The 25,096-nt window shown below is 73.9% G+C and carries 23 protein-coding genes; 7 read left to right on the top strand and 16 right to left on the bottom strand.

Annotated elements, in window-relative coordinates; genetic code table 11:
- Positions 1-148: 148 nt before the first annotated feature.
- Positions 149-712: a GNAT family protein gene (locus AB0O91_RS18750; protein ID WP_363434093.1), complete on the top strand. Its 564-nt coding sequence runs from the start codon at positions 149-151 to the stop codon at positions 710-712.
- On the opposite strand, the gene mycP is transcribed toward AB0O91_RS18750, so the two are convergent.
- The 4 genes from mycP to AB0O91_RS18730 all read right to left on the bottom strand — a co-directional run bounded on the left by mycP (position 706) and on the right by AB0O91_RS18730 (position 4,705).
- Positions 706-1,836, bottom strand: a complete 1,131-nt coding sequence (mycP, locus tag AB0O91_RS18745; RefSeq protein ID WP_363434090.1) for a type VII secretion-associated serine protease mycosin — start codon at positions 1,834-1,836, stop codon at positions 706-708. The two genes, AB0O91_RS18750 and mycP, sit on opposite strands and share 7 nt — an antisense overlap.
- 167 nt (positions 1,837-2,003) lie before the next feature.
- Positions 2,004-3,434 carry a hypothetical protein gene (locus AB0O91_RS18740; protein WP_363434088.1) on the bottom strand — a complete coding sequence of 477 codons (1,431 nt, stop codon included), beginning with the start codon at positions 3,432-3,434 and terminating at the stop codon, positions 2,004-2,006.
- A 28-nt stretch (positions 3,435-3,462) separates the two neighbouring features.
- On the bottom strand, positions 3,463-3,912 hold the full coding sequence (locus tag AB0O91_RS18735; protein ID WP_363434085.1) for a hypothetical protein: 450 nt from the start codon (positions 3,910-3,912) through the stop codon (positions 3,463-3,465).
- 94 nt (positions 3,913-4,006) lie between these two features.
- Positions 4,007-4,705 (bottom strand): endonuclease V, encoded by a 699-nt coding sequence (locus AB0O91_RS18730; protein WP_363434083.1) that lies wholly within the window; start codon positions 4,703-4,705, stop codon positions 4,007-4,009.
- Between the two features lie 201 nt (positions 4,706-4,906).
- On the opposite strand from AB0O91_RS18730, the gene AB0O91_RS18725 reads away from it, so the two are divergent.
- Positions 4,907-5,158: a hypothetical protein gene (locus tag AB0O91_RS18725; RefSeq protein WP_363434080.1), complete on the top strand. Its 252-nt coding sequence runs from the start codon at positions 4,907-4,909 to the stop codon at positions 5,156-5,158.
- A gap of 31 nt (positions 5,159-5,189) precedes the next feature.
- Here the strand turns inward: AB0O91_RS18725 and AB0O91_RS18720 are convergent, their stop codons facing one another.
- Positions 5,190-5,960: an RDD family protein gene (locus AB0O91_RS18720; RefSeq protein ID WP_363434077.1), complete on the bottom strand. Its 771-nt coding sequence runs from the start codon at positions 5,958-5,960 to the stop codon at positions 5,190-5,192.
- Positions 5,961-6,091: 131 nt separating this feature from the next.
- Positions 6,092-7,639, bottom strand: coding sequence for an RDD family protein (locus AB0O91_RS18715; RefSeq protein WP_363434075.1), 1,548 nt, complete (start codon positions 7,637-7,639; stop codon positions 6,092-6,094).
- A gap of 591 nt (positions 7,640-8,230) precedes the next feature.
- Here AB0O91_RS18715 and AB0O91_RS18710 point away from each other — a divergent pair.
- Positions 8,231-8,647 (top strand): SsgA family sporulation/cell division regulator, encoded by a 417-nt coding sequence (locus AB0O91_RS18710; RefSeq protein WP_363434073.1) that lies wholly within the window; start codon positions 8,231-8,233, stop codon positions 8,645-8,647.
- 176 nt (positions 8,648-8,823) lie between these two features.
- On the opposite strand, the gene AB0O91_RS18705 is transcribed toward AB0O91_RS18710, so the two are convergent.
- The 3 genes from AB0O91_RS18705 to AB0O91_RS18695 form a co-directional block, all read right to left on the bottom strand.
- Positions 8,824-10,224 carry a glycosyltransferase 87 family protein gene (locus tag AB0O91_RS18705; RefSeq protein ID WP_363434071.1) on the bottom strand — a complete coding sequence of 467 codons (1,401 nt, stop codon included), beginning with the start codon at positions 10,222-10,224 and terminating at the stop codon, positions 8,824-8,826.
- Between the two features lie 355 nt (positions 10,225-10,579).
- Positions 10,580-12,118, bottom strand: coding sequence for a HAMP domain-containing sensor histidine kinase (locus tag AB0O91_RS18700; protein WP_363434068.1), 1,539 nt, complete (start codon positions 12,116-12,118; stop codon positions 10,580-10,582).
- Positions 12,115-12,819 carry a response regulator transcription factor gene (locus AB0O91_RS18695; RefSeq protein ID WP_363434065.1) on the bottom strand — a complete coding sequence of 235 codons (705 nt, stop codon included), beginning with the start codon at positions 12,817-12,819 and terminating at the stop codon, positions 12,115-12,117. The genes AB0O91_RS18700 and AB0O91_RS18695 overlap by 4 nt, the downstream gene beginning before the upstream one ends.
- 145 nt (positions 12,820-12,964) lie before the next feature.
- On the opposite strand from AB0O91_RS18695, the gene AB0O91_RS18690 reads away from it, so the two are divergent.
- Positions 12,965-13,546, top strand: coding sequence for a hypothetical protein (locus tag AB0O91_RS18690; protein WP_363434062.1), 582 nt, complete (start codon positions 12,965-12,967; stop codon positions 13,544-13,546).
- A gap of 16 nt (positions 13,547-13,562) precedes the next feature.
- Here AB0O91_RS18690 and AB0O91_RS18685 read toward each other — a convergent pair whose 3' ends face one another.
- A complete protein-coding gene (locus AB0O91_RS18685) occupies positions 13,563-14,120 on the bottom strand; it encodes a VOC family protein (protein WP_363434059.1) in 558 nt (185 codons plus the stop codon).
- Positions 14,121-14,310: 190 nt separating this feature from the next.
- On the opposite strand from AB0O91_RS18685, the gene AB0O91_RS18680 reads away from it, so the two are divergent.
- Together AB0O91_RS18680 and AB0O91_RS18675 are read left to right on the top strand one after the other, a co-directional pair.
- Entirely contained in the window at positions 14,311-14,877 is a 567-nt protein-coding gene (locus AB0O91_RS18680; RefSeq protein WP_363434056.1) for an Lrp/AsnC family transcriptional regulator, read from the top strand.
- A gap of 152 nt (positions 14,878-15,029) precedes the next feature.
- Positions 15,030-15,800: a helix-turn-helix domain-containing protein gene (locus AB0O91_RS18675; protein ID WP_363434054.1), complete on the top strand. Its 771-nt coding sequence runs from the start codon at positions 15,030-15,032 to the stop codon at positions 15,798-15,800.
- A 74-nt stretch (positions 15,801-15,874) separates the two neighbouring features.
- Here AB0O91_RS18675 and AB0O91_RS18670 read toward each other — a convergent pair whose 3' ends face one another.
- From AB0O91_RS18670 to AB0O91_RS18660, 3 genes are all read right to left on the bottom strand, one after another.
- Positions 15,875-16,681, bottom strand: coding sequence for a S16 family serine protease (locus AB0O91_RS18670; RefSeq protein WP_363434051.1), 807 nt, complete (start codon positions 16,679-16,681; stop codon positions 15,875-15,877).
- Between the two features lie 51 nt (positions 16,682-16,732).
- A complete protein-coding gene (locus AB0O91_RS18665) occupies positions 16,733-17,383 on the bottom strand; it encodes a helix-turn-helix domain-containing protein (RefSeq protein ID WP_188305665.1) in 651 nt (216 codons plus the stop codon).
- A 360-nt stretch (positions 17,384-17,743) separates the two neighbouring features.
- Positions 17,744-19,576: a DEAD/DEAH box helicase gene (locus AB0O91_RS18660; RefSeq protein WP_363434282.1), complete on the bottom strand. Its 1,833-nt coding sequence runs from the start codon at positions 19,574-19,576 to the stop codon at positions 17,744-17,746.
- Between the two features lie 310 nt (positions 19,577-19,886).
- On the opposite strand from AB0O91_RS18660, the gene AB0O91_RS18655 reads away from it, so the two are divergent.
- Complete coding sequence (locus AB0O91_RS18655; protein ID WP_363434048.1) at positions 19,887-20,315, top strand: SsgA family sporulation/cell division regulator; 429 nt, start codon at positions 19,887-19,889, stop codon at positions 20,313-20,315.
- Between the two features lie 115 nt (positions 20,316-20,430).
- Here the strand turns inward: AB0O91_RS18655 and AB0O91_RS18650 are convergent, their stop codons facing one another.
- From AB0O91_RS18650 to AB0O91_RS18640, 3 genes are read right to left on the bottom strand one after another with little or no spacing between them, the layout of a single operon-like run.
- Positions 20,431-22,977, bottom strand: coding sequence for a rhomboid family intramembrane serine protease (locus AB0O91_RS18650; RefSeq protein WP_363434045.1), 2,547 nt, complete (start codon positions 22,975-22,977; stop codon positions 20,431-20,433).
- Positions 22,974-24,290, bottom strand: coding sequence for an alpha/beta hydrolase-fold protein (locus tag AB0O91_RS18645; protein WP_363434042.1), 1,317 nt, complete (start codon positions 24,288-24,290; stop codon positions 22,974-22,976). Before AB0O91_RS18645 ends, AB0O91_RS18650 begins: the two co-directional genes overlap by 4 nt.
- Positions 24,287-24,931 carry a class F sortase gene (locus AB0O91_RS18640; RefSeq protein WP_363434039.1) on the bottom strand — a complete coding sequence of 215 codons (645 nt, stop codon included), beginning with the start codon at positions 24,929-24,931 and terminating at the stop codon, positions 24,287-24,289. The genes AB0O91_RS18645 and AB0O91_RS18640 overlap by 4 nt, the downstream gene beginning before the upstream one ends.
- Between the last annotated feature and the right edge of the window lie 165 nt (positions 24,932-25,096).

The following is a 25,096-nucleotide window of genomic DNA, read 5'->3' as shown; positions in this document are numbered from 1 at the left end:
AGCATCACCGGCCCGCACCCCGGCCACCAGTGGCAGGAACGCCAGCCACCGCCGAAAAGCCGCCACCGCCCGGGCGGCGTCGCCGTCGCCGTCACCGCCGCCGAACAAATCCCTGCACGAACCGGGCTCCGACGGCATCCTGGGCACCATGGCCACAGACCTCTCAGCCCTCGCGACGAAACCCACCCTGCACGGCCCCGGCATCCGCCTCGTCCCCCTGGACGCCCGACACACCGACCCGATGTGGGCGCACTGCACCGACCGCGAGACCAACCGACTCACCGGCACCCGCGCCGTGTTCACCCACGAACAGATCGCCCAGTGGTGCGCCACCCGCGCCGACCAGCCCGACCGGCTCGACCTCGCCGTCGAGGACCCGGCCACCGGCCGCTTCCTCGGCGACACCGCCCTCACCGACGTCGACCCCGACAACGGCTCCGCCGGCTACCGGATCGCCCTCACCCCCGACAGCACCGGCCGCGGCATCGGCACCGAGACCACCCTCCTGGTCCTCCGCCACGCCTTCGCCACCGTCGGCCTCCACCGCGTCCGGCTCGAAGTCTTCGAGTACAACGAACGCGCCGCCCGCGCCTACACCAAGGCCGGCTTCATCCTCGAAGGCCGCGCCCGCCAGGCCCACCACTGGGACGACCGCTACTGGGACGTCCTCCACATGGCCGCCCTACGCGACGAATGGCTCAGCACTCACTGACCCGGCCGCCGCCTGCGCCGCCTCACCATCACCACCCCGGCCGCCGAGGCCCCCAGCACCACGGCCCCGGCAGCCACCCCGGCGACCACCAGCCCGATGCCGCCACCACCGCCACCACCGGCCTCGGGCACCACCGGCGCCGCCGACGGCTGATCCGTCGCATCGTCGTCATCGGCCGGCGGCGCCCCCTTCGACTCGGGCCGCTTCACCAACGGATTATCCGCCGGCCCGTTGTCCACGGCGGGATTCGGTTCTAGCGCCTTCGCGGGCGAGACGGTCCCGTAGCCGTAGTGGTCGTTGGGCACCACCGTGCCATTGGCCGGCGCAGTAGCCGACTTGATCAATCGGTTGATCACCTGTCCCGCCGACAGGTCCGGATATTTGGAGCGAATGAGCGCGGCAGTGGCAGACACGTAGGCGGTAGCTTCGGAGGTGCCGTCCCCTTCCCCATAACTCGTCGAGGACTTCGCCGTGGCGTGGTAGACGTCCACCCCGGGTGCGACCAGAGTGGTCTCAGGGCCCGATGTGGACTTTTCCCACACGGCCCCCTTGGAGTCGACTGCCCCAACGGCCACTACCCCCGGAAAGGCAGCCGGATATTCGACATCCATGTCTGCGCCAGTGTTGCCGGTGGCAGCGATCAGGACAACGTCCTTGGAAACGGCGTAATTGACAGACTTGCGCAGATTTGAATCGAAGCGAAAGTCCTTCCCTCCAAGAGACATATTCACGACCTTCGCGCCGTGGTCCACCGCGAAGCGAATCGCGTCCGCGAATGCGGCCGGCGGAGGAGCGGAGTCATCGCCCTTTGTGCCTACCTTTATCGGAAGGATCTTCGCCTTCGGTGCCAAGCCCTCCACGCCTGCCTGCGGACCGTGCCCGTGCCCCGCGATCAGGCTCGCCATAGCGGTACCGTGACCGTCGCTGTCCACACGGCCGTCCGTGTTTCCACCGGAGAGGTCCGCCCCGGGAAGCACCTGCCCGGCCAGATCCTGGTGGTCTTGACTCACGCCGGTATCGATCACAGCGACGGTCACCCCGTCGCCTTGGCTGACCGGCCAGACCTTGGCCTCGGCCTCGAAGGTCTTCAGAGCCCATTGCTGGTCCCTGATCTGATCAGCCAACGCCGCTGGAACTGCGACAGTGCAGACAACTGCGCCGACGGCAAGAGCCGCCGCACCACGCGCCGACAGGCGGCTCGTCAAACCCGGTCACCCCACTCAACGAGGCATCCCGCAGGCCACCGACCTGCGGGATGCGATCAGATCACCCGTCCGATTGCGGACCGGCCTCATTCCACCACGTTCGGATTGGCCGGCTTGCCCGACGCCCAGGTCGCCTCATCCTCTACGAGGTAATCCGGACGCTTGCCGTCCTTTCCGCGCCCCCTCCTACGGCGTTGCGCCTCACTCATCGGGATCCCGGGAGACAGCATTCCCGAGCCCCGAGCCTCGGATTCGACACCCAGTCGGCCACGGGCTCCCAGCCCGGATCCTCCTTCGGTGAAGGCTCGCTGGCCCAGCGATCCGCCGCCGGGAGGTGCAGTCTCACGAATAGCGCCACCGGGCCTGGCCAAGGATCCGCCGACCTGCTTTCCGGCGGACACGCCACGGCTCCCGGCTCCGATGCCCGGATGGGCCCCACCGCCACTGGCACCGCCAGCCCGGCCTCCACGAGGCTCTGAAGCGTCCAGGGGCGTCGAGCCACCGAGGAAGTCCTTGTCGCCGATTCTGGCTTTGCCTTGCCCCAACCCGGGCCCGATCGGAGCAGTCTGCGCGGTCGAGCCCGCAGGACTCGCCGGCAGGTCTGCACCGCCACCGATATTCGGTCCGCTTGCCGGGCCCACGGGTGAGGTCGTACTCAGGACTGATGTCTGGATTCCGGAGGCGACAGGACTCGGGACACTTCCACCCGGGGACGTGACCGGCATACCCGAGATACCCGCCAGGGAGCCGCTGCTCGCTCCGATCGACGGTCTCAACGGTGTCTGCGCCCTCCCACCCTTGATCCCGGCGTCGGTCGGGGTGGGTGCGTTCCTTGCCGAAGGGCTGGACACCACCGATGGCGCAGAAGAACGCGATCGTTGAGGCGGGCTGACCATCGCTGATCTCACTGAAGTGCTGCCGGTTCCATAAGAGGCACCTGACACCACTGCGGCGACTGCTGCGGCTGCACCGTTCGCGTCGTCCTGTGAATTCTTGTCAGGGTCTCCCCGCTTCGCCGGCTTGAGGTTCAAGGACGGCGCCTTCAGGGCCGGGGTCGCGATGCGGTAGTGCATGGCGAGGGTCTGCATGACCGCCGCTGCTTCCGCCTTCTTCCGGTCGGTGAGCTGGATGTGCTCGTCCTCGGTGCTGAAGAAGTCGCCGACCTTGTCCTTGAGCTGGTCCCAGGTGCCGGGTTCCTCGGGCATGGTGCGCTTCGCCGTGGCCATCGCCTCGGACATGGTGTGCAGCGTGTCGGCGGCGTCGTTGGCGTAGGCGGCGGCCGTGTTGATGTTGGCGGCGAGGGTGAGCATGGAGGTGTGGAAGGAGTCGCTGGTGGTGCCCTCCCACGTGGTGGCGGCCTCGGTGCTGGCGTTGGTGAGGGTCTTGCGGATCTCCTTGAGGGTGGTCGCCGCCCTGCGCCACGGGTCACCGGCGGCCATCACCGCGCCGGGGTCGAGGGCCTGGGCCATCCTGCGGAGATCGGCGTGGCTGTACTTGGTGAAGTCGGTGTAGACCACGGGTGGTTCACCTCCGGTCGGGTGTGGGTCAGATGGTGGCGTTGCCGCGCGGGGACGGGACCTGGTTGGCCTGGTACGCGGCCTCGCTGCCGGCCGAGGGTCGGGCCACCGACCAGCCGTCGTCGGAGAGCTTGAGCTTCCCGCTGACGTGCTGGTCGTGCTCCTCGTAGTTGCTCGCGGTCAGCTCGGCGTTGTGCTGGGCGTCGTCGATGGCGCTCTGGAGCTGGTTCAGGACGTCCCGCAGCGCGTCCCGCATGGTGCCGTAGCGGTCGTGGATCTCGGTGGCCTCGGCGAAGGTGCCGAAGGCGGTCTTGCCGACGCCGCTGCGGCCGTGGGTGGTGCTGCCGTTCGCGTCCTTCTCGAACTCCTTGAGCAGCAGCCGCACTTGGCCGGCGAAGGTGCGCAGCTGTTCGACCTCGACCCGGTAGCCCCGGTTGGCCCCGCCGGTCGATCCGGTCGAGCCGGTCCCTGCTCCCATCGCGGCGCCCCCCTGCGTCCGTTCCTGGTGGTCGGGGCCGGGCCCCGGTGTCCCATGTCTAACACACCGGGCCCGGATCCCGCCCGGCGCACGGTCAGTTCGCGGGCGTCCGGTCGCGCTGGGCCTCGGCGAGGGCCCGGCGGCAGAGGGAGTCGGCGTGCCGGGTGGTCTCGGGGAGCCGGTAGCGGCGGGCGAGGTGGAGGGTGGTGCGGACGGCGGTGTCGAGGCCGATGCGGTGGCCGACGGAGACGTAGACGGGTTTGACGCCGGGCCGGGTGCGCACGGCGCGGCCGACCTCCTCGCCGGTGGCGGGGTCGGTGAGGGGCGTCCAGGCGCCGCGCTCCGGGGCGGGCTCGTGGTGGTCGAAGGTGAAGGGGGTCTTGGCGACGCCGAGGGTGCGCAGTCCGGTGAGGACGCCGAGGTGGCTGGCGAGGCCGAGGCGGCGCGGGTGGGCGAGGCCGTAGCCGTCGCAGACGACGGTGTCGGGGGTGCGGGTGAGGGCGGCCAGCGCGTCGAGGACGGCGGGGAGTTCGCGGAAGGCGAGGAGTCCGGGGACGTAGGGGAAGGCGATCCGGTCGACGGCGGTGGCCTCTTCGACGACGTCCAGGGTGTCCTGGTCGAGGAGTACGGCCGCGGCGACGACGAGGTCGTGGTCGTCGTCGTAGGCCACGTCGACACCGGCGATCAGCCGGCTCGGGGCGTCGTCGTCCCGGGCCCGGACGAGCGGCCGCAGCCGTTGCTGTTCGGCGAGCGCCTGGGCCTCGGTGGTGGGCCAGTCGGCGGGGATGGGCACGGTCGGTTCCCCCGGTCTGCGTGGTGTCGGACGGACTCCACCGTACCGAGGGGGCGGACGACCCCGGGGTGAGCCCGTGCGCCCCCTGTGCTCCCGCACCTGCGGGCTAGCCTGGTCGTACCGAACTCCCTTGCCGGGTAAGGATTCTGGAACCGGCTCCCGTTCCGCCCGTTCCCCCCGACGTGCGAAGGACCCCCCGCCATGCCGCGTCCGTCCGCTGCCCAGTTCTGCCTCGGCTCGTTCACCGTCGTCGCCACCACGGTGGCACTGCTGGCCGTTTCCGGCGCCGCGGGCGTCCTGGAGGTCGCGGTGCTGGTGGGGTTCGCGCTGGCGCTCGGCACCGTGGTGACGGTGCTCTCGATGTCCGTCTCGGCCCGCTCGGCGGTGGTGGCCGACCGGTCCGGGGCCTCCTCCCCGGCCGGGACCGGGCGCGCGTACGCCCGGCCGCGCTGATCCGCCGCCGGGCGTCGTCCCGCTGCCGCGTTCAGGTCTCGGTGGTGACCACCACGGTCTTCGCGGCCTTGTCGTGGAGGCACTGCCGGTAGGGCTTGTCGAAGACGCCGAACAGGCCGTCGATGATCCACCACAGCGCCGCGCAGCAGAGCACGGCCGGGAGGATGTAGACGGCGGCCCGGGTCCAGGCGGCGGCCTGGGTGGGCGTGTTGCCGTCGGCGAGCATGGCGACGCGGATCTTCATCGCCTTCTTGCCGAGGGTCTGGCCGTCCCGGCTGAGCATCAGGGCCTCGTAGATGAGGTAGATCGCGCAGCCGAGCCAGAAGGCCTCGGTCGTGCCCTGGCGGGTGCCGAGGTCGACGAAGGGGCCCACGACGATGACGCCGACGGCCTGCAGGAGGACGTAGTCGATGAGGCGGGCGAGGATCCGCTTGGGCCAGGTGCCGATGGGCGGCATGCCGGGAACGGGACCGCCGGTCGGGCCGGCGGCGGGGGCGCCGTAGGCGTCGGGGCCCGTGCCGTAGCCGGACGGGGGCTGGTCGTGGGCCGGTCCGTCGTGGGGCGGTCGGCCGTAAGGGTCCTGACCCTGGGTCGGTCCGCCATAACTGCCCTGATAGGCGCCGGGCCCTTCGGCCGGGGAGGCCGCCGGCGTGTCCGACGGGGTGTCCGACGGGGCGCCGGACGGGGTGGGGCTCGGCGGTCCGCCTTCCGGCGTGCCGCCGCCCGGGGTCGGGGGCTGCTTGTCGAAGGAGGGCTGGCCGCCCCCCTCCGGCTGGGGGCCTGAGGGGTCGTGGGTGCTCATCCCCCGAGTAGAACATCATGAATTCTCAAGGGTTGGGACATTTTGTCCGTTTTGCCACCGGGCGACGGGTTCCGCAGCCCGATCGGCGGGCTGCACCGGCGGCGCCCCGGGTCGTACCGGCCGACGCCGCCTCAGACCCGGACCACCCGGGTCCGGGCCGCCCGGTCCTGCCAGCCGCGCCGGGCCGGGCGGTCGAGGACCGGCCAGACCAGACCGAGCAGCAGGATGACACCGAGTTGCCGGACCACCCAGCGCAGCAGCGAGCGGCCCAGGCCCAACCTGGCCCGGCCGCCGGGGGCGGTGGCGTCCACCACCCGGATCCGGGCCAGCCGCTTGCCGAAGGTCTGGCCGGTCCGGGCGATCGGCAGCACCTCGTAGACCAGACTGACGAACACCAGGATGCCGACCAGCGCGGCCAGCTTGGCCAGCACCACGTCGTCCACCAGCCAGACCTGCACCTGCCGGCGGGTGAGGGAGCTGGCCATCCGGGCCTGGTCGAGCTTCTGCCGGAGGTGGTCGGAGACCGAGCTGCCGAGCGGGACGCCCGCCGCGACGGCGACCACCAGCAGCACCGCGGTGTCCACCGCCCGGGCCGCCAGCCGCCGCCCCAGCCCGGCGGGCACCCGGGCCGCCGGGTTGGAGCGGCCGTGGACAGGGGCTTCCCGGGCCGGGCGGGCCACGGGCAGCGCGGCGGGGGCGGTGGCCCGGGCCACCGCCCGGACAGGCACCACGGCCGGCGCCGGAGCCGGGCTCCGAGCCGGCACCACGGCCGGGACCGGCACCGGCCGGACGGTACGGGCCGGAGCGGCCACCGCGGCCGGCCCCGATGCCCGCTCCGGCCCGGCCTCCGCCTCGGAACCGGCCTCCGCCCCGACCACGGGCACCGCCGTGCCGGTCACCACCGGCGCCGGCACCTCGCGGACCGCCACCGCCATGGCGGGCGCGAGGGCCGCGGCGACCTCGACGGCAACCGCAGCGCGCTCGGGCTCCGCGCGCCCCTCCTCGTCCTCGAGCGCCTCCGGAAGCACCCCCCAGGACACCCAGCGCGGCGCGCCGCCCGTCTCCATCAGGCCCCGCTGCGCCTGCGGATCGGCCTGCCAGCCGGAGGCCGCCGCCGACCCGGCCGGACCGTGGCCCTGCTCGGCCGCGGGCTCGACGGTGCGGAACACCGGCCCGCCGATGACCTCCGCCGCCCTCGGCCCGACCACGAAGGAAGCCCCGCCCGTGGTCTGGTCCAGGTACACCGGCCCGGTCTCCCCCGGGCCCGGGGCCTCCCGCGCTCCCCGCCCCTCCTGCACCGCCCGGGCCGCCCGCGCCTCCGCCCCCGGCGAGGGCACGGGCACGGGCACAGCCGCCCGCGCGGCCGCGTGCACCGGTTCGGGCAGCGGCGCGGACCCCGGCCCGGCCTCCGGGAGCGGCGAGTCCGACCGGGCGGCCGGCACCGGCACCACCGGCGGCGGCACCACCCGCGGCGCCGCCGCGTCCGGCGCGGGCCGCCGGGCGGCGAACCGGGGCGGCGGCAGCACCTCGCCCTCGACGGGCGCGAGTCGGCTGGTGCCGGGCACCCAGGCGGAGCCGCCCCAGTACCGGACGAATCCGGGGATGGAGGGGTCGGGGTAGTAGCCGGGCTCGGGCGCGACGGCCGGGTCGCCGTCGGCGGCGAAGGGGCGGTCCGTCATGGGGGTCTTCTCTCCTGTCAGGTCCTGACGAGGGCCGATGGGTGACGGGGACCGGGCCTCGGCGGGTCTGAACGGGTCTAGATGCGTCTCATGCGATGCACATCGGGTCGGAGCTCGGTCGCACGCGGAGCGGAGGTGGAGCACGAGCGGAGCGGCGGTGGAGCACGAGCGAGGCGGAAGCGGGGCGGGATCGGAGCGGGGGCGGAGCAGGGCTGGCCGGAACGGCCGGAGCCGGTCGAACCGGACCGGACCCGCCGCAAGCCGCTGCGGCGCGCCCCGTACGCCCGGGGGAACTCGGTGCGCAGGGTGGCGCCACCGGAGGCGGACAGTTGCCGGGCAGTCACAAAGGGTAGTACCTCGCCGGAGTGCCGGTGGGAAGTTGGTGATTCGCCGGACAGCGCAGGCGCTCCCGAGGTAGGGAACCCGGCGCGCGGCCGATGTCCGCGCGCCGCACGGCCGGTCGTTCACCACCCCGGGCGAAACTTCCCCGAGAAATCTCGGAAACGTGTGTAAGAGCAGGCGCGGACCGCCCTCTCAAAGGTCGATGGGCCCGGAACCGGGCACGAACCGAAGGCAGAGAGGAAGACGATCATGGACCGCCCCGTCAGCGTCGTGGAACACGAGCTGGAGCTGAACCTGGTGCTCTCCCCGGAGCACAGCGTCCCCGTCCCGGCCCGGCTGACCTACGGCAGCCACGACCCGTACGCCGTGTACATCACCTTCCACCTGGACACCGGCTCCCCGGTGACCTGGGTGTTCGCCCGCGAGCTGCTGGTCGAGGGCACATTCCGCCCGTGCGGCCAGGGCGATGTGCGGATCTGGCCGACCCGCTCGGGCCGGCGCAGCGTGCTGTGCCTGGCGCTGAGCTCGCCCGCCGGGGACGCGCTGCTGGAGGCTCCGCTGCCGGCCGTCGCGGCCTGGCTGGAGCGGGCGCACCGGCTGGTCCCGCCGGGCAGCGAGCTCTCCGCCCTCGACATGGACGGCTCGCTCGCCGAGCTGCTCGCGTAGGCGTGCCGGTCATGCGCCGCAGCGTGCACTGGCACGTCCAGGAGCTCCGGCACGCCGACGGGCGGATGAGCGACGGGAACGGGGAGACCGGCGGGAACGGGGAGACCGGCGGGAACCGCGGGACCGGACCGGGCGGCGGAACCGGGGAGGGCGGGAGCGACGGCGCCCCCGCCGGGTCAGCGGGCCGCGGGGGCCTGCTGACGACCGCGGGCGGCGTCCGGGCCGCCGCCGTCGCGCTGGCCGGGCAGCCGGACCAGGGGCGCGCCGGCGGAGCGCCGCCGGGCCCTTATCCGGATGGCGGCGGCGAGCAGGAAGCAGAGGCCGACCCACGGATAGACCGAGGTCGGCAGCTGGCGCAGCGGTGACATGTGGAGCACGGCCGTGCCGATCGGCTTGGCCGCCCACATCGCGAAGGACAGGAAGGCGACCAGGGTCGCCCAGAACGCGGCCCGCCAGCGCAGTCGGCGGATGCCGGCCGGGCGGGCCTGCTCGACGGAGGCCTCGGCGGCGAGCAGGGCGAGGACCGGCACGCACCAGACCCAGTGGTGGGTCCAACTGATCGGTGAGATCAGCACGGCCGTGACGGCCGTGACGCAGAAGCCCCAGGCCTCGGCCCGGGGCAGCCAGCGGCTGCTGCGGGCGGCCCAGGCGGCGATGGCGAGGCCGGCCAGCGCGACCAGGCCGGCTCCGAGGGTGGCGATCACACCGGGGTCGGCGGTGTGCAGCAGACGGGCGAAGGCGCCGCGCAGCGACTGGTTGTCGACGATCTCGGTCTTGCCGACCCGGGAGGAGTCGTAGAGGTACTTGGTCCAGAAGCCCCAGGTGGCGTCGGGCAGGAAGAGCGCGCCGACCAGGAAGGTGCCGAGGAAGGTGAAGCCGGCCGTGAAGGCGGCCCGGACCCGGCCGGTGAGCAGCAGGTAGACGGCGAAGAGCCCGGGGGTGAGCTTGAGGCCGGCGGCGATGCCGATCGCGATGCCCTTGCCGCGGTGCCCGTCCGGGCGGGTGAGGTCCCAGAGGACGAGGCAGGCGAGTGCGAGGTTGATCTGGCCGTAGCGGAGCGTGGTGAAGACGGGTTCGAGCCAGACGCCGAGGCCGGTGACCAGCACCACGCCGATCGGGCGCAGCTCGCGGCGCGGCCAGCCGACCAGCTTGAAGGACAGGTGGGTCATCAGGGCGAGCAGGCCGAGGTTGCCGAGAGTGATCACCACCCGGAGGACGGGGATCGGGAACCAGGTGGTCGGGACGAACAGCATGGCCGCGAACGGGGGGTAGGTCGCGGGCAGGTTCCACTCGGTGACGCGCAGTGCGTAGAGGTCGGTGCCGTTGGCGACGGCGGCGCCCTCGGCCCGGTAGACGATCATGTCGACCATCGAGGTGTGCACGAAGTGGCGGACCACGGCGTACACGACCAGCGACAGAAGTGCCATGGCGGAGGCGATCAGCAGCGGGCGCCGGGGGGCCTCACGCAGCGCGCGCACGGGGGCACCGAGTGCGACCCGCAGCCGGTCCGACAGGGGGGCGGGCGCCGGGGCGGGTACGGTCCGTACCTGGCTGCGCTCGTCTTGCACCGCTGTCACTGTCCACTCCGTCCACCGCTCGGCCAACCAGCGACGATACCGGATGCGACCGTCCCCGTCCTGGGCAGGATTGATTACGGAGAGTGACCGATGGCCCCGACCGGCCGTGCCCGGCTGCGGGCGGGGCACGGGCGGTCGGGGCAGTCGAGGGGGCCCGGATCGGGCGCGGCCGGCGCCGGGGGCCTCAGTCGGCACGACCGACGCTAGCGGCATCCGGGGCCCGGGCGGGCGGTCTGAGCGAGGGGTGAAGCTCCCTTAGGGCGCAGTTAAGGAAGACCCCGGGCGTCCGCGCCGTTACCGCGACCGCCGAGCAGCACGACAGCACCCTTCCCGGACACCCCCGCCGAGGGGCCCGTCACCTCGGGAACAGCGCGCCCCGGCTCCGCCGCCGTCCTGTGCGGGCCGGCTGCTCCTCCTCCGGCCGGGTGCGCAGCCGCAACCGGGTCTCGGCGCCGCCGAGCACGGCGGAGCGGCCGAGCACGAGGTCCCCGCCGGTGGCCTCGGCGAGCTTGCGGACGATGTCCAGCCCGAGGCCGGTGGAGCCCTCCCCGCCGTGGCCCTCGCCGCGCTTGAGCGCGGCGGCCGGGTCGGTGTAGCCGGGCCCGGCGTCGCCGACCAGCACGATCACCGAGGAGTCGGTGGCCAGGACGTCGACCGAGAAGGCGGTGCCGACGGCGGTGTGCCGGAAGACGTTGCCGAGCAGCGCGTCGACGGCGGCGGCCAGGTCCGCGCGCTGGACGGGGACGGGTGCGGGGCGTTCGGCGCCGGCCAGCTGCCAGCGGCGGGCCTCGTCCTCGGCCAGCGCGGACCAGAAGGCGACCCGTTCGCGGATCACCTCGGCGGCGTCGCAGCCGACCGCGACGGCGGGTGCGTCCTCGGGGGCGCGGCGGGCGGAGCGGATGATCTGGTCGACCTCGCGCTCCAGTTGGGCCACCGCGTGCCGGGTGGCGTCGGCCGCGTCGCCGTCGCCGAGCGAGGCGGCGTTGAGTCGCAGGACGGTCAGCGGGGTGCGCAGCCGGTGCGACAGATCGGCGGCCAATTCGCGTTCGGCGGCCAGGAGTTGGACCACCCGGTCGGCCATGGTGTTGAACGCGTGGGCGGCTTCGCGCAGTTCCTCGGGGCTGCCGTCGGCCTGCTTGCCCGTCACCGGGACGCGCACCGCGAGGTTCCCGGCGCCGAGCGAGCGGGCGGCGCCGGCGAGGCGGCGGGCGGAGGCGACGATCCGGCTGCCCATCCGGTCGGCGACCAGCACCGAGATGGCGACCAGCCCGAGCGCGACCCCGGAGAGCACCAGCCAGGCGGTGGAGACGCCCCGGGTGAGGTCGCTCTCGGCGACGAACACCTCGACGACGGCGGTCCGGCCGGTGTCCACCGCGACCGGCTGGAGCAGTGCGTAGCCGCCGGGCACCGCGACGGTGAAGGCCCTGCCCTGGCCGCCGGCGGTGGAGACGTCCACCGCGGCGGCGCGGCCCACCCCGATGGTCGGCCCCTCGGGCCCGCCGGAGCCGGCCGCCGTCCCCCCGGAGGCCCCGGCTCCCCCACCGGAGGCCGACGGCGATCCGGCTCCCCCGCCGGAGCCCGCCGGCGCTCCCGCCCCCTCGGCCCCGAGGACGCCCGGCACCCCGGCGGGCACCGGCAGGTGCACCGCCATCCGCCCCTGCGCCCCCGCGTCGGTGCTGGCCAGTGCCCGGTTGATGGCGTCCTGGTCGGTGGTGATCGCCAGGGCCGGCCCGAGGGCCGCGGCCTGCCGCTCGGCGGCGGTGAACGCCCGGTCCCGGGCGGTCTGTTGGACCATCAGGCCGAGCGGGATGAGGAAGGCCAGCGCGACCATGGTGGTGCCGGCCACCGCGGCCTTGATCAGGGCCCAGCGCAGCGAGTGGGCGAACCGTTTCATGTCCGGTGCTCCGCGGGCCCGTCGACGGCCTCCAGCCGGACCCCGACGCCCCGGACGGTGTGCAGGTAGCGGGGGTTGGAGGCGGTCTCGCCGAGTTTGCGGCGCAGCCAGGAGAGGTGGACGTCGATGGTCTGGTCGCCGCCGTAGGTCTGCTGCCAGACCTCGGCGAGGATCTCCTTGCGCGGCACCACCACGCCGGGCCGGGCCGCCAGGAAGGCCAGCAGGTCGAACTCGCGCCGGGTCAGGTCGAGCAGCCGCCCGTCCAGGACGGCCTCGCGCCGCTGGACGTCGATGGCCAGTCCGCCGACCCGCAGCACCTGGGCGACCGGGGCGGTGCCGCCGCCGAGCCGGCGCAGTACGGCGGCCATCCGGGCGCTCAGGTGCTCTCCGGAGAAAGGTTTCACCAGATAGTCGTCGGCCCCGTCGTTCAGCAGCCGGACGATCTCGGCCTCGTCGTCCCGCGCGGTGGAGATGATCACCGGGACGTCGGTCAGCCCCCGGATCATCTTGAGCGCCTCGCTGCCGTCCAGGTCGGGCAGTCCCAGGTCCAGGATCACCAGGTCGCAGCCGACCTGGGCGACCTCCCGCAGCGCCTCCAGGGCCGTGCCCACACTGCGGACCGCGTGACCGGTGTCGGTCAGGTGGCGGATGAGCGCGGAACGTACGAAGGGGTCGTCCTCGACCACGAGCACTGTTGCCATGGCCCTGCACGGTACGCCATCGGCGGGCAGTGGTCTGTACCTCGGGGGTGGCTCCGGACCGGGTCCGGACATTGTGCAACTACCCTGCCGAACAACCGGGGTGCTGGTCTCCGCCGACCGGGAAATGCGGCAGGATGTGCGGACGATGCGGAACGGACTGGTACAGCTCTGCGCCTGGGCGGCGGCCACCGGGGCGGCGGTGGCGCTGTCCTGGCTCGGCGTGCACGCGGTGCTCGCCGGCGCCGCGTTCGAACAGCCGATGGCGCTCCCGCTGCCCTCCCCGAAGGCTGCCGGCACGTCGTACGGCACGGCCCCCGCACCCGACCGGGCCCCGAGCGCCGCCACCCCCGCCGCCCCGACAACGAGCCCGAGCCCGACCACGGCCCCCGCCGCCACCGCCGCCTCCACCGCCGCACGCGCCCAGGCCGGCCAGGTCGGCACCGCACCCGCACCGCCCACACCGCCCGCACCGACGACCAGGCGTCCCGCGCCGGCCGCCACCACGTCCACGGTCAAGAGCTACCCGATCCCCGGCGGCCGGGTCGCCCTGGACATCCGCGCCGACCAGGCCTCGCTGGTCTCCGCCACCCCGGACCCCGGCTGGCAGATGCAGGTGTGGAACGGCGACCAGTGGATGCGGGTGGACTTCACCAAGGGCGACCAGGCCAACTCGGTGTTCGTCTACTGGAACGGCCACCCGCCGGTGGTGGAGACGGCGATCCGCTGAACAGGCACCGCGCCGGTCAGCGCAGGCCCCCCGGCCCGTGGGGATCGTAGGGCTCGTACCCGGGCAGGTACGGCCCGGCGTAGTTCGCCCGGTCGACCAGGGTGTGCCTGCTGCCGCCCGGCACCGCGATGGTGGCCAGCACCACCGAGCCGAACCGGTCCCGGGTCTCGTACGGCTCGGCCAGCGACAGCGCGCCCCGGTCGACGACGTAGTCGTACGCGTAGTAGACGTCGGGAACGCTCACCGCGAGGTCCAGCACCCCGTCCCCGTACCGGGCCAGATGGGCCGCCAGCTCCCGGCCGCGCGGGCCGGTCGCCCGCACCGGCGAGGTGAGCACGATCCGCGTCCCGGGCCCGGTGAGCACGTAGGAGACGGTCTCCGGCTCGCCCGTCTCCGGCCCGGCGTACGCGGTGCAGCACAGCCCGAGCGCCGCGCGGTAGCGTGCGGCGGACCGCTCCGCGTCCGCGACCGCGAAGACCACCGCGTCGGCGCGGCCGGCCGGCAGCGGCCCCGGGTCCCCCGGGGGCCCGGCCGGCGCCGCGGCGAGCAGGACGGAGTCGACGGTGTCGGTCATGGCGGCCTCCCGGTAGGCGTGCGGACCACCCGGTGCCCGGGGTGGGGCCCGGGCACGGGATCGTGGCTGGAGGGTGGCGCCGGGCCGACCGGCGCGCAACTGTTCCGTTTCCTCCTGGTCAAGCTGCGCCCCGGGGCGGGAGAATCGGCGGCGCCGCTGTACAGAATGCCCATCGGAGGACGGAGCCACGATGCCCCCCGCCCACGCCCCGAGCTCCCCCGGCTCCCCCGACCCGACCGGCTCCCCCGCCCCGCAGGGCACCGCCGCGGCCCCGGCGGGCGGCGGGAACGACACCATCGACGCCCTGGACGGACGGCTGATCCGGTTGCTCGCCGAGGAGCCCCGGATCGGCGTGCTGGAGTGCTCGCGCCGGCTCCAGGTCGCCCGCGGCACCGTGCAGGCCCGGTTGGACCGGCTGCAGGCCAAGGGGGTGATCGGCGGCTTCGGCCCGGAGGTCGACCCGGCGGCGATCGGCTACCCGGTGACGGCCTTCGCCACCCTGGAGATCTCCCAGGGCCAGGGCGCGGACGTGCGGGCGCACCTGGCGCGGGTGCCGGAGGTGCTGGAGCTGCACACCATCACCGGGATCGGGGACATGCTGGTGCGCATCGTGGCCCGCTCCAACGCGGACCTCCAGCGGGTGATCGACCGGGTGGTGGGCTTCGACGGGATCGTCCGCTCCTCCACCGCGATCGTGCTGGAGAACCCGGTGCCGTACCGGATCCTGCCGCTGGTGGACCAGGCGGCCGCCGAGTAGGACGGTCGGTCCGGTGCGATCTGCCGATTCGGCATAGGCATGAGGCCCCGTCAGCCCCAAGATCTATACATGAACGTTCCACCACTCCCCGTGCCGCGCGTCGGTCCGCCGATACCGCCGCCGCCCGCGCCCTCCCCCGGGACGGCCCCGGCATGACGTCCCCGGTCGCGGTCGACGGCTCCTCCCCCACCCTCATCGCCTCCGCCCAGCGCGCCCTGCGCCTGCTCGAAGCGGCCGCGCGCTACCCCAACGGCGCCACCGCGAAGCAGCTCGCCCGGGACACCGGCCTGGCCCTGGGCACCGCGTACCACCTGCTCCGCACCCTCGTGCACGACCACTACCTGGAGCGGCAGTCCGGGCACTACCTGACCGGCCCGGCGGTGGCCGGCCTGGTCCGGGAGGACGGTCCGGCGACGGGCCGGCCCCGGCTCGGGACCCTGCTGGACACGCTGGCCGACGAGCTCTCCGCCGCCGTCTACTTCACCTGGTACCGGAACGGCGAGATGGAGCTGGTCGGCGCCGCCGAGGCCCCCGGCGCGCCGCTGCTCGACCGGCACCGCTGGCGGACCGGCGCGCACGCCCACTCGGCCGGCAAGACGCTGCTGGCCCTGATGACCGCCGAGGAACGCCGCGACCACCTGGCCCGCCACCCGATGGTGCCGTACACCGCCTACACCCTGCGGGACCCGGCGGACCTGCCGCTGCTGCCGCGCCAGGGCCCGCGGCGCGCCGTCCCGATCACCCAGTTCCAGGAGTACTCGCTCGGGTCCGCGGGCGCGGCGGTGCCGATCGTCGCGGGCAGCGGCATCGGCGCGGTCTCGGTCTCGCTGCCGATGGCCCAGGCCCACCGCCTGGTGGGGATCGCCGCCCAGCTGCGGACCAGGCTGGGCGACGACTTCGCCTCGGTGGCCTTCGGGCTCTGACGCCCGCCGGCGACCACCGGGGCTCCGACGCCCGCCGGGAGCCACCGGGCCGGCGTCCGGTCGACCCGCCGGGATCAGCAGCCGGGGACGCTGCCGCCGCTCTTCAGCGCCTCCAGCGCCGACACCGACTCGGCGAGCGTGCCCACCGGCACCAGCCGCAGCGTCTTGGGGGTGTTCACCTTGGCGTCCGTGCACTCGTCCTTGGGGAGCAGGAACACCGTCGCGCCGTCCCGGGCCGCCGCCTGGGTCTTCAGCGGCACGCCGCCCACCGGGCCGACGGTGCCGTCCTTGTCGATGGTGCCGGTGCCCGCGATCTTGAGCCCGCCGGTGAGGTCGCCGCCCTTGCCGTCACCGGCGAGCTTGTCGACGATGCCCAGCGCCAGCATCTGGCCGGCGCTCGGGCCGCCCACGTCGCCCAGGTCGGCCTTGACCTTCACCTGGTCCGGCGAGAGGTGGAGGTAGCCGAGCGCGGCCAGGGTGGCGCTGTCCTGGGACTCGGCCATCTGCTGGGCCGTCGCCTCCTCGGCCTTGGTCGGGTTGCTCTGCGGGTAGACCGTCTCGGTCGGGCGGACGGCCTCCTTCGGGTCGAACCAGGCCCGGAGGGCGCGCCAGAACGTGGTCCGCTGCTCCGGGTTGGTGGCCGAGATGGTGACCATCCGCAGCTCTCCGTCGGTGCTGCGCAGCGGCGCCCCGGTGATGGTGAGCACCGGTCGGCCCTGGTAGGTGCCGAGGGTGTCCGCGGTCAGGCCCGGCCAGGTGATGGTGTACGGCAGCGGGACGAAGGCCGCCACGCCGAACAGCGCGGCGACCAGCACCCCGCAGAGCGTCAGCGCGCGGGTCCGCGGGGACGGGAGGGCCTTGGGCAGCTTGGTGTCGGACACAAGGGGAATCCAAACACACCCGACGCACTGGTAGCCCCGGCCCGGCGCTCCCTACCGCAGGGCGTCGGCCACCTCGGTGGCCGCCTCCACCACCCGCGGGCCGACCCGCTCGGGCACCAGCCCGTTGAGCATCACCACGCCGACGCTGCCCTCGATGCCGCTCAGCCCGAGCAGTGCGGCGGCCGCCCCGCTCGCGCCGGACTGCTCCTCCGCACGGGTGATGACGAAGCCCTGTTCGGGTCGGCGCTGGCTGGGGAAGGTGCGCGCCTCCAGGATCGCCCGGCCGGCCGCGCTCTCGGTGAGCGGGTGGCGCAGGCCGGTGCGGTAGGCGACGTGGAAGTCGGTCCAGCTGGGTTCGACCACGGCGACGGCCAGCGCCTCGCTGCCGTCCACCAGGGTCAGGTGGGCGGTGGCGCCGAGGTCCTCGGCGAGGCTGCGCAGGGCGGGCAGCGCGGCCTCGCGCAGCAGCGGGTGCACCCGGTGGGCCAGCCGCAGCACGCCCAGGCCGACCCGGGCCCGGCCGCCGATGTCCCGGCGGACCAGGCCGTGCTGTTCCAGGGTGGCGAGCAGCCGGTAGACCACGGTGCGGTTGACGGCCAGCCGGGCGGCCAGCTCGGTGACGGTGAGCCCGCGCTCGGAGTCGGCGAGGAGCTTGAGGACGCGGACGCCGCGGTCCAGCGTCTGGGAGGTCTCGGCAGTCACGACGGGCATTCCTTTCCGCGGCACGCGCGGGGCGGGCGGCGCCGGGCCAAGAGGTCGGAGTCGCGCGCAGGTGGGGGTGGCCGCGCTCGGGCCGCGGGGCGTCGTCCTTGACGGCCGCACGGTCCTGCGGAGCCCGTCCCGCGGGGGGTCGCCCGGCGGAAGAGCGTGGGGGAAAGGTAGTGAAGGAAAGGTCGCGACGGAAGTGGTTGTCCAAAATTCGGTCGTGATCGGCGGCGACACCGCCGACAATTCCGGACGAACCCGCTCAATTCACCGGCGCGGGCGGAACACCGGTTCGACCCCGGTCCGATGTCCGGACACTCCACGGGCGGGCCCGGCCCGGGCCCGCCCGCCGTACCGTTACTTCGCCCACTCGCGGATCTTGGCGATCCGCGCCTTCAGCTGGTTGGCGGTGGCCTGCGCGGTCAGCGGCCCGCCGCACTGGCGGCGCAGCTCGTTGTGGACGGTGCCGTGCGGCTGGTCGGTGCGGTGGTGCCAGGCGGCGACCAGCGCGTTCAGCTCCTTGCGCAGCTCCCGCAGCTCCTGGTGGGTGACCACCGGCCGCTGCTCGGCCGGCAGCTCCAGCAGGTCGGCCTCCTCGGCCGGCTTGGTCTTGCTGCGCTGGATCTGCCGGTGCTGGCGCTTCTGCAGCAGCATCTGCACCTGGTCCGGCTCCAGCAGGCCCGGGATGCCGAGGTAGTCCTCCTCCTCCTCGCTCCCCGGGTGGGCCTGCATGCCGAATTCCATGGCGTTGTAGAGGACCCGGTCGAAGACCGCCTCCGAGCCCAGCGCCTCGTAGGAGAACTCCTCGCCGCCCGCGCCGTCCGGCCCGTCGTTGGCCCGCTCGGCCTCGGCGAGCAGTCGGTCCTCCTCGTCGAAGAGGCCGTCGCCCTCCTTCTTCGGCCGGTCCAGCACGTGGTCGCGCTGGAGCTCCATCTCGTTGGCGAAGCCCAGCAGCATCGGGATGGTCGGCAGGAACACCGAGGCCGTCTCGCCGCGCTTGCGGGCCCGCACGAAGCGGCCGACGGCCTGGGCGAAGAACAGCGGGGTGGAGATCGAGGTGGCGTACACCCCGACGGACAGCCGGGGCACGTCGACGCCCTCGGACACCATCCGGACCGCGACCATCCAGCGCGAGGTGCCCTCCGAGAAGTCGGAGATCCGCTGCGAGGCCTCGGCCTCGTCGGAGAGCACCAGGGTGACCTTCTCGCCGCTGATCTCGCGCAGCATCTTGGCGTAGGCGCGGGCCACGTTCTGGTCGGTGGCGATCACCAGCCCGCCGGCGTCCGGGATGGCCTTGCGGACCTCGGTCAGGCGCCGGTCGGCGGCCTGGAGGACGGACGGGATCCACTCGCCCTGCGGGGAGAGCGCGGTGCGCCAGGCCTGGGCGATCAGGTCCTTGGTCATCGGCTCGCCGAGCCGGGCCTCCAGCTCGTCGCCGGACTTGGTGCGCCAGCGCATGTTGCCGCTGTAGCTGAGGAAGATCACCGGACGGACGACGTGGTCGGCGAGCGCGTGCCCGTAGCCGTAGGTGTAGTCGGCGACGGACTTGCGGATCCCGTCGCTGCCCGCGTCGTACGCCACGAACGGGATCGGGTTGGTGTCCGAGCGGAACGGCGTCCCGGTCAGCGCGAGCCGGCGGGTGGCGGGTTCGAAGGCCTCGAAGCAGGCCTCGCCCCAGGACTTGGAGTCACCGGCGTGGTGGATCTCGTCCATGATCACGAGGGTCTTGCGGGCCTCGGTCCGGTTCCGGTGCAGCATCGGGTTGACCCCGACGCCCGCGTAGGTGACCACGATGCCGTGGTAGTCCCGGGAGAGCGGGCCGGAGGAGTACGCCGGGTCCAGCCGGATGCCTATCCGGGCGGCGGCCTCGGCCCACTGCTTCTTCAGGTGCTCGGTCGGTGCGACGACGGTCACCTGCTGCACCAGGTGGTTGTGCAGCAGGTACGAGGCCAGGGTGAGCGCGAAGGTGGTCTTGCCTGCGCCCGGGGTCGCGACCGCGAGGAAGTCGCGCGGCTGGGTCTCGATGTACTTGTCCAGCGCACCCTGCTGCCACGCCCGCAGCTTGCCCGCGGTGCCCCAGGGGGCACGGCCGGGGAAGGCCGGGGAGAGGTGGTGCGAGGCGGCGGGCGCGGCGTGGCCGACGACCCGGGTGGGCTCCTGCTGCTCCGGTACGTCGGAGAACAGCGGCATCGAGGAGGCGGCGGCAGTACTCACGGTCTCCGAGGGGGGGGATCATCGCAGGTCAGGGGCGGTTTTGCGGCCCCGTCCCGCGGTCGGGCGGCGGTCGGACAACCCGCCCAGCCTACCGGGCCGGGGCCGCCGGGGCCTCCAGGACGGAGCCCGCGCCGGGTCCGGACGGCCGGAAATCGTTGTGACGCAGGTCACTTATGATTCCTCTCGGAACCGGGTAATCCCCACGGCCCCCGGCACTCTCACCAGGGTGAGGCCGCCCCAACCCCACCTGCCGTCGGGCGGCCCCGTCGAACGAAGGGACCCACCCTTGTACTCCGCCGTCGAAGAGACCGTCCAGGCCCGTCTGATCCTCTCCCCGCACCGCTCCGTCCGGCTGCGGACGGTGCTGTCCTACCTGCCGGAGGACCCGTTCGCGATCCGGATGGCCTTCCCCGCCGAGTTCTCGCTGGACGACGCCGCGGACGGCCAGGGCGCCGAGGACATCGTCTGGGTGTTCGCCCGCCAGTTGCTCTCCTCCGGCCTGGAGCTGGCGGCCGGCGCCGGCGACGTGCACGTCCGGCCCGCGCTCGGCCGGCGCACCATGGTCGAGCTGCGGGCCCCGGAGGGCACCGCGCTGCTCCAGTTCGACAGCACCGACCTGCGGCGCTTCCTGTGGCGCAGCCGTCTGCTCGTCCCCGAGGGCGAGGAGCACCTGCACCTGGACGCCGACCGCGCGCTCGCCCAGCTGCTCGGCTGACGAGGCGTCCGGCGTCCGGGAGCGCGAGCGCGCTTCCGGACGTCCGAGGGGGTCCGGCCGCCGCCCGGGGTCCGGGGCCCGGGTCGTCCGTCCGCCCCCGAACGCTCCCGTCCGGTCAGCCCGACAGCTTGCGCATCAGCCGGACGCCCTGCGCCGCGGTGAGGTGCGGCAGGTAGGCCTTGCCGATCGCCCTGGTGATGCCGGGCAGTGCGGCCGGGTCGGGGTAGGCCATGTACATCGGCCGGTACTCCGGCTGGAACTTCGCCTTGAACGCCAGCAGCGAGCGGAAGCCGTACACCGGCTCCAGCGCCTTGCCCATCCAGTCCAGCGTCCGCTGCAGGCCGGTGGGCTCCTCGTCCTGCCTGGCGCGGGCCAGCGGTGCGCCCGACAGGGACAGGAAGCGCGCCCCCTCGCCCTTGAAGCCGAGCGCGGCCGAGGCGATCAGGAACTCGTTCACGCCGCGGAAGCCGTCCGAACGCCGCCGCATGAAGTCCAGCGTCCAGCCGACCGGCACGCCGTCCCCGTACACCGGCATCCAGCTGGTCAGCCCGTGCACCACCCGGTCCTGGTCGACCGCGACCAGCACCCGCACGTCCGGGTCGTCCAGTTCCTCCAGCCCGCCGAGCGTGAAGCCCATCTCGGGCAGGCCCTTCTCGGAGACCCACTCCTCGGAGATCGCCCGGATCTGCTCGCGGAGCGCGAGCGGGGCCTCGTGGTAGGCCCACCACTCCGCGGTGATGCCCTGCTTGCCGGCCTTGTTCAGGGCGGTGCGGATGTCCTGCCACTTGCGGCCGGTGAAGGCCAGCTCGGGCAGCGGCACCACGGTGTCCTCGGCCACCTGCACCGAGCGCCAGCCGAGCTGCCCGGCGGCCGCCCTGGTGTCCGCGCCCACGCTGTAGAAGCAGGGCGTCCAGCCCCGCGCGTCGCAGTACCGGGCGAATCCGGCCACCGCCCGGGCCCGGTCCTCCTCGGCGCCGAAGGGGTCACCGGTGGTCAGCGCCACGGTGCCGACCACCCGGTAGGCGACGGCCGCCCGGCCCCGCTCGTCGAACCAGTAGTGGTTGCCGTCCCAGGTGGTGATGAACGAGAGCGTCCCGCCGCCGTGCTCGGCCAGCAGCGCCCGCGCCCGGGCGGCGGCCGACGTGTCGGTGTGCAGCTCCGGCCGGCGGAACGCCGACAGCAGCGCGACCAGCGCGACCAGCCAGAACACCAGCCCGCAGTACGTCTCCAGGAACAGCGCCACCGGTCCGACGGCTATCGGGTAGTCCGGCAGCAGGTCGTTGTAGGCGGGCGGCAGGAACTGGGCCGGCAGCCCGTTCACCAGCCCGCGCACGTCCGCACCGGGCTCGAACTGCGCGGCGGCCAGCCACCCGAGGCCCACGTACGCGGCCGAGGCGGCCAGCGCGGACCCGCCGACCACCACCGCCAGCCGGCGCACCGCCCGGCCGGACAGCCGCAGCCGGAACCGCTGCCGGGTCGCCAGCAGCAGGGCGGTGGTCAGCAGCGGCAGCAGCATCGCCTCGACGAAGTACTGCACGACGTCGCCGCTGACCGACCCGGCCTCGAAGTACAGCCAGGCCAGCAGCGCGGCCCAGAGCACCTCGGTGGCGACGGCTATCCGCCAGGCGAACCGCAGCCCGCGGCGCAGCCCCTCGGCCAGCACCAGCAGCAGCGCCGGGAACAGCGCGGCCATCAGCCGGGCGGGGGTGTCGAAGATCCGCTCGACGGCGTGCGCCCGGGCGCAGTTGTGCACCGACTCGGCGCACAGGTCGGCCACCTCCTCGGGGCTGAGCCGGTGCGAGAAGTACAGCTCGGAGAAGGTGTTGAACGGCCCGCTGGCGTTGTCGTACAGCGAGGCGATCAGCGGCCCGCAGGCGGCGGCGACCAGGCAGAGCGCGACCAGCACCCGGGTCTCGGTGTGCGAGGAGCGGTGGCTGCGCAGGTACGGCCGCCCCCGGCTGAGCAGCGCGCCCAGGCCGAGGCCGAACAGCGCGGCGGCGCAGCGCTGGACGCTCTGCAGGTGGCCGACGTACAGCGTCATGACCAGCGGGAGGAGCAGCACCAGCAGGTGCAGCCGGCGGCGCCAGAGCACGGTGAGCCGGTACCCGAGCACCCCGGCCAGGGCGAACAGGCCGACGCCGGGCCCGACCGAGGTCTGGTCGGCCACCGAGGCGGTCCACTGCTCCCCGGCCGAGGAGCCGAAGGCGACCAGCGCGGTGCCCAGCAGGGTACCGGCCAGCTGCCCGCCGACCAGCACCGCGAGGGTGCGCAGCCGCCCGAGCCGGCGCTCGGCGGCCGGGCCGACCAGGAGCAGCAGCAGGCTGGTGAAGACGTACGCGCCGACGCCCGAGGACCAGAGCATCGAGGTGACCGGGGTCCACCAGCGGCCCTCGCCGAGGGTGGACAGGCCGACGCCGACGCGGGCGAGCAGCCGCTCGGGCGGCCCGCCGGCCAGGCTCCCGGTGGCCGCGCCGACCGCCCAGAGCCCGGCCAGCAGGGCGAGGGTGAGCGGCGCCGCGCGCAGCCGGTCGCCGAGGGCGCGGGCCGCCCGGCGGATCCGCTGGGGGCCGGGCTCCGGCGTCCGGGTGACCGGGCCGAGGTCGGTGCCCGGCTCGGGCTCGGCGGTCGGCCGCGCCGTCGGTGCGGCGAGGAGTCTGCTCATCGGGTCAACCCCGTCTGTTGGGCGAGCCAGGGCAGGTTCTGCTCGAGGGCCTGCCGGAACACGACCCAGCTGTGCCCGCCGGGGATGGTCTGGTAGCCGACCTTCATCCCGGCCGCCTGCGCCGCCGCGTGGATCTTCTCCTGGCCCGGCCGGTACCAGGGGTCGTCGGCGCCGACGACGATCATCCCGGCGGTGTCCGGGAACTTCCGGGCCGCCATCAGGTGCATCGGGTCGACGGCGTCGAAGGCGGCCTCGTCGCCGCCGAAGGCCTTGTCCACGGTCTCCTCGTGGGTGCCGAGGGTCGGCTCCTCCTGCCCGGAGATGTCCAGGAAGGAGCCGTACACCTCGGGCGTGTTGAGGGCCAGCTGAATGGCGCAGGTCCCACCGAGCGAGAGTCCGCCGATGGCCAGCGAGCCGCGGCCGGTGGCGGTCTGCAGGTTGTGGTGGATCCAGTCCGGGATGTCGACGGCCAGGTAGGTCTGGGACTTGGCGATCCGGGAGTCCATGCAGAGCGGGTTGGAGAAGTTGCCGCCGGTCTGGTCGGCGACCACCACGATCGGGGCCAGGCCCTGGTGCTCGGCGGCGAAGGCGTCCAGGCTCTCCCGGAGGGCGCCGGAGTTGACCCAGTCCTCGGGTGCGCCGGGCTGACCGGGCAGCAGCACCACGACGGGCAGCAGCGGCCGGGGGTTGGCCTGGTAGGCCGGCGGCAGGTAGACGTAGCCGGGGCGGGCGGTGAAGCCGGACTTGGCGCCGGGGATGGTCACCGGCGAGAGGGTGCCCTTGTCCGGCAGGCCGGACGGCGCGTGCCAGAGCTCGGAGAGCGGGCGGCCGGGCGCGCCCTGCACGGTGGCGGCGGCCCGTCCGGTGGTCAGTTCGTCGGTGTGCGGCGCCAGCATGGCCCGGGCCGTCGGGTACTGGTCGAAGCCGCGGTTGACCTGCGAGGCGGCCATCACCACCACCAGGCCCACGCCGCCGACGGCGAGCAGCCGGCGGCGGACGGTCAGCAGCGGGGCGCGGAAGCAGAGCAGGGCTATGCCGAACAGCGCGACGGCGATCCAGCTCAGCACGAAGTCCGGCGTGCCCTCCGGGAAGGGGCGCCACCAGTCGTCGACGGCGATCTTCAGCAGCAGGGTCAGCAGGCCGCCGAGCAGCAGCGCGCCGAGCATCCTCGGGGCGCGCCAGCGCCGGTGGCGGGAGAACGCCAGCAGGGCGAACGCCGCCCAGCCCACGGCGAGCACGGCGTACGGGACGGGGCCGTGGGTGAGCGGCCAGTCGATCGGGTTCCAGCGGGTGGCGAGGGTGAGCGTGGTCATGCGGCTTTGCCCGGTGGTGTGGTGTCGGCCAGGAATCCGTAGGCGACGACGTTGCCCTCGTAGCCGTGTTCCTCGCTGTACGCGCCGCCGCAGGTGATCACCCGCAGCTGTGCGTCGGCGGCCTGGCGGTAGACCCGGTCGTCCGGGAAGTCCTTTCGGTCGTGCACTTCGATGGCGTACAGCTGGTAGACGGCGGTGGCGCCGTCGGCGCGGGCGATCTCGATCCGGTCGCCCCGGTGGAGCGCCCCGAGGTGGTAGAAGACGGCCGGCCCGGCCTTGTTGTCGACGTGGCCCGCCAGGATGGCGGTGCCGCGCTGGCCGGGGCTGGCACCGCCGCGGTACCAGCCCGCGAGGTTGCGCTCGGCCGCGGGCGGCGCCTGGAGGTGGCCGTCCGGGTCCAGGCCCAGCTCGGTGACGGGGGCGTCCAGCCGGACGGCCGGGATGCGGATCCTGGTCGGGGCGGACGGGCCGAGCGGCGGGACGACGGAGACCGGGGCGAAGCCGGACAGCGCCTGTCCGCCGCCGGGTGCGGGCGGCAGCACGACGGAGCCGCCGTCGTGCAGCAGCCAGGCGCCGAGCACCAGGGCGGCACCGGCCGCCAGGGTGCCCGGCCAGGGGCTCCTGTTCTGCTGGACGGCCACGGTTGCTCCCTTCTGCCGGCCCGGATCCCATTCCTGAGAGTTTCCTGGGAACTCATTCAATCGGATCGGACCCTAGGGCACGTCCCCACGATGGTCGTAACCGCACCCGCCGATCGGCAGGGATGACCACCCCGGAACTGCGCCGAGTGGCTGGGTCGGGACGAA

This window comes from Kitasatospora sp. NPDC089797, from assembly GCF_040684795.1.
Taxonomy (GTDB): domain Bacteria; phylum Actinomycetota; class Actinomycetes; order Streptomycetales; family Streptomycetaceae; genus Kitasatospora.
This window is presented reverse-complemented; position numbering and strand designations above follow the sequence as displayed.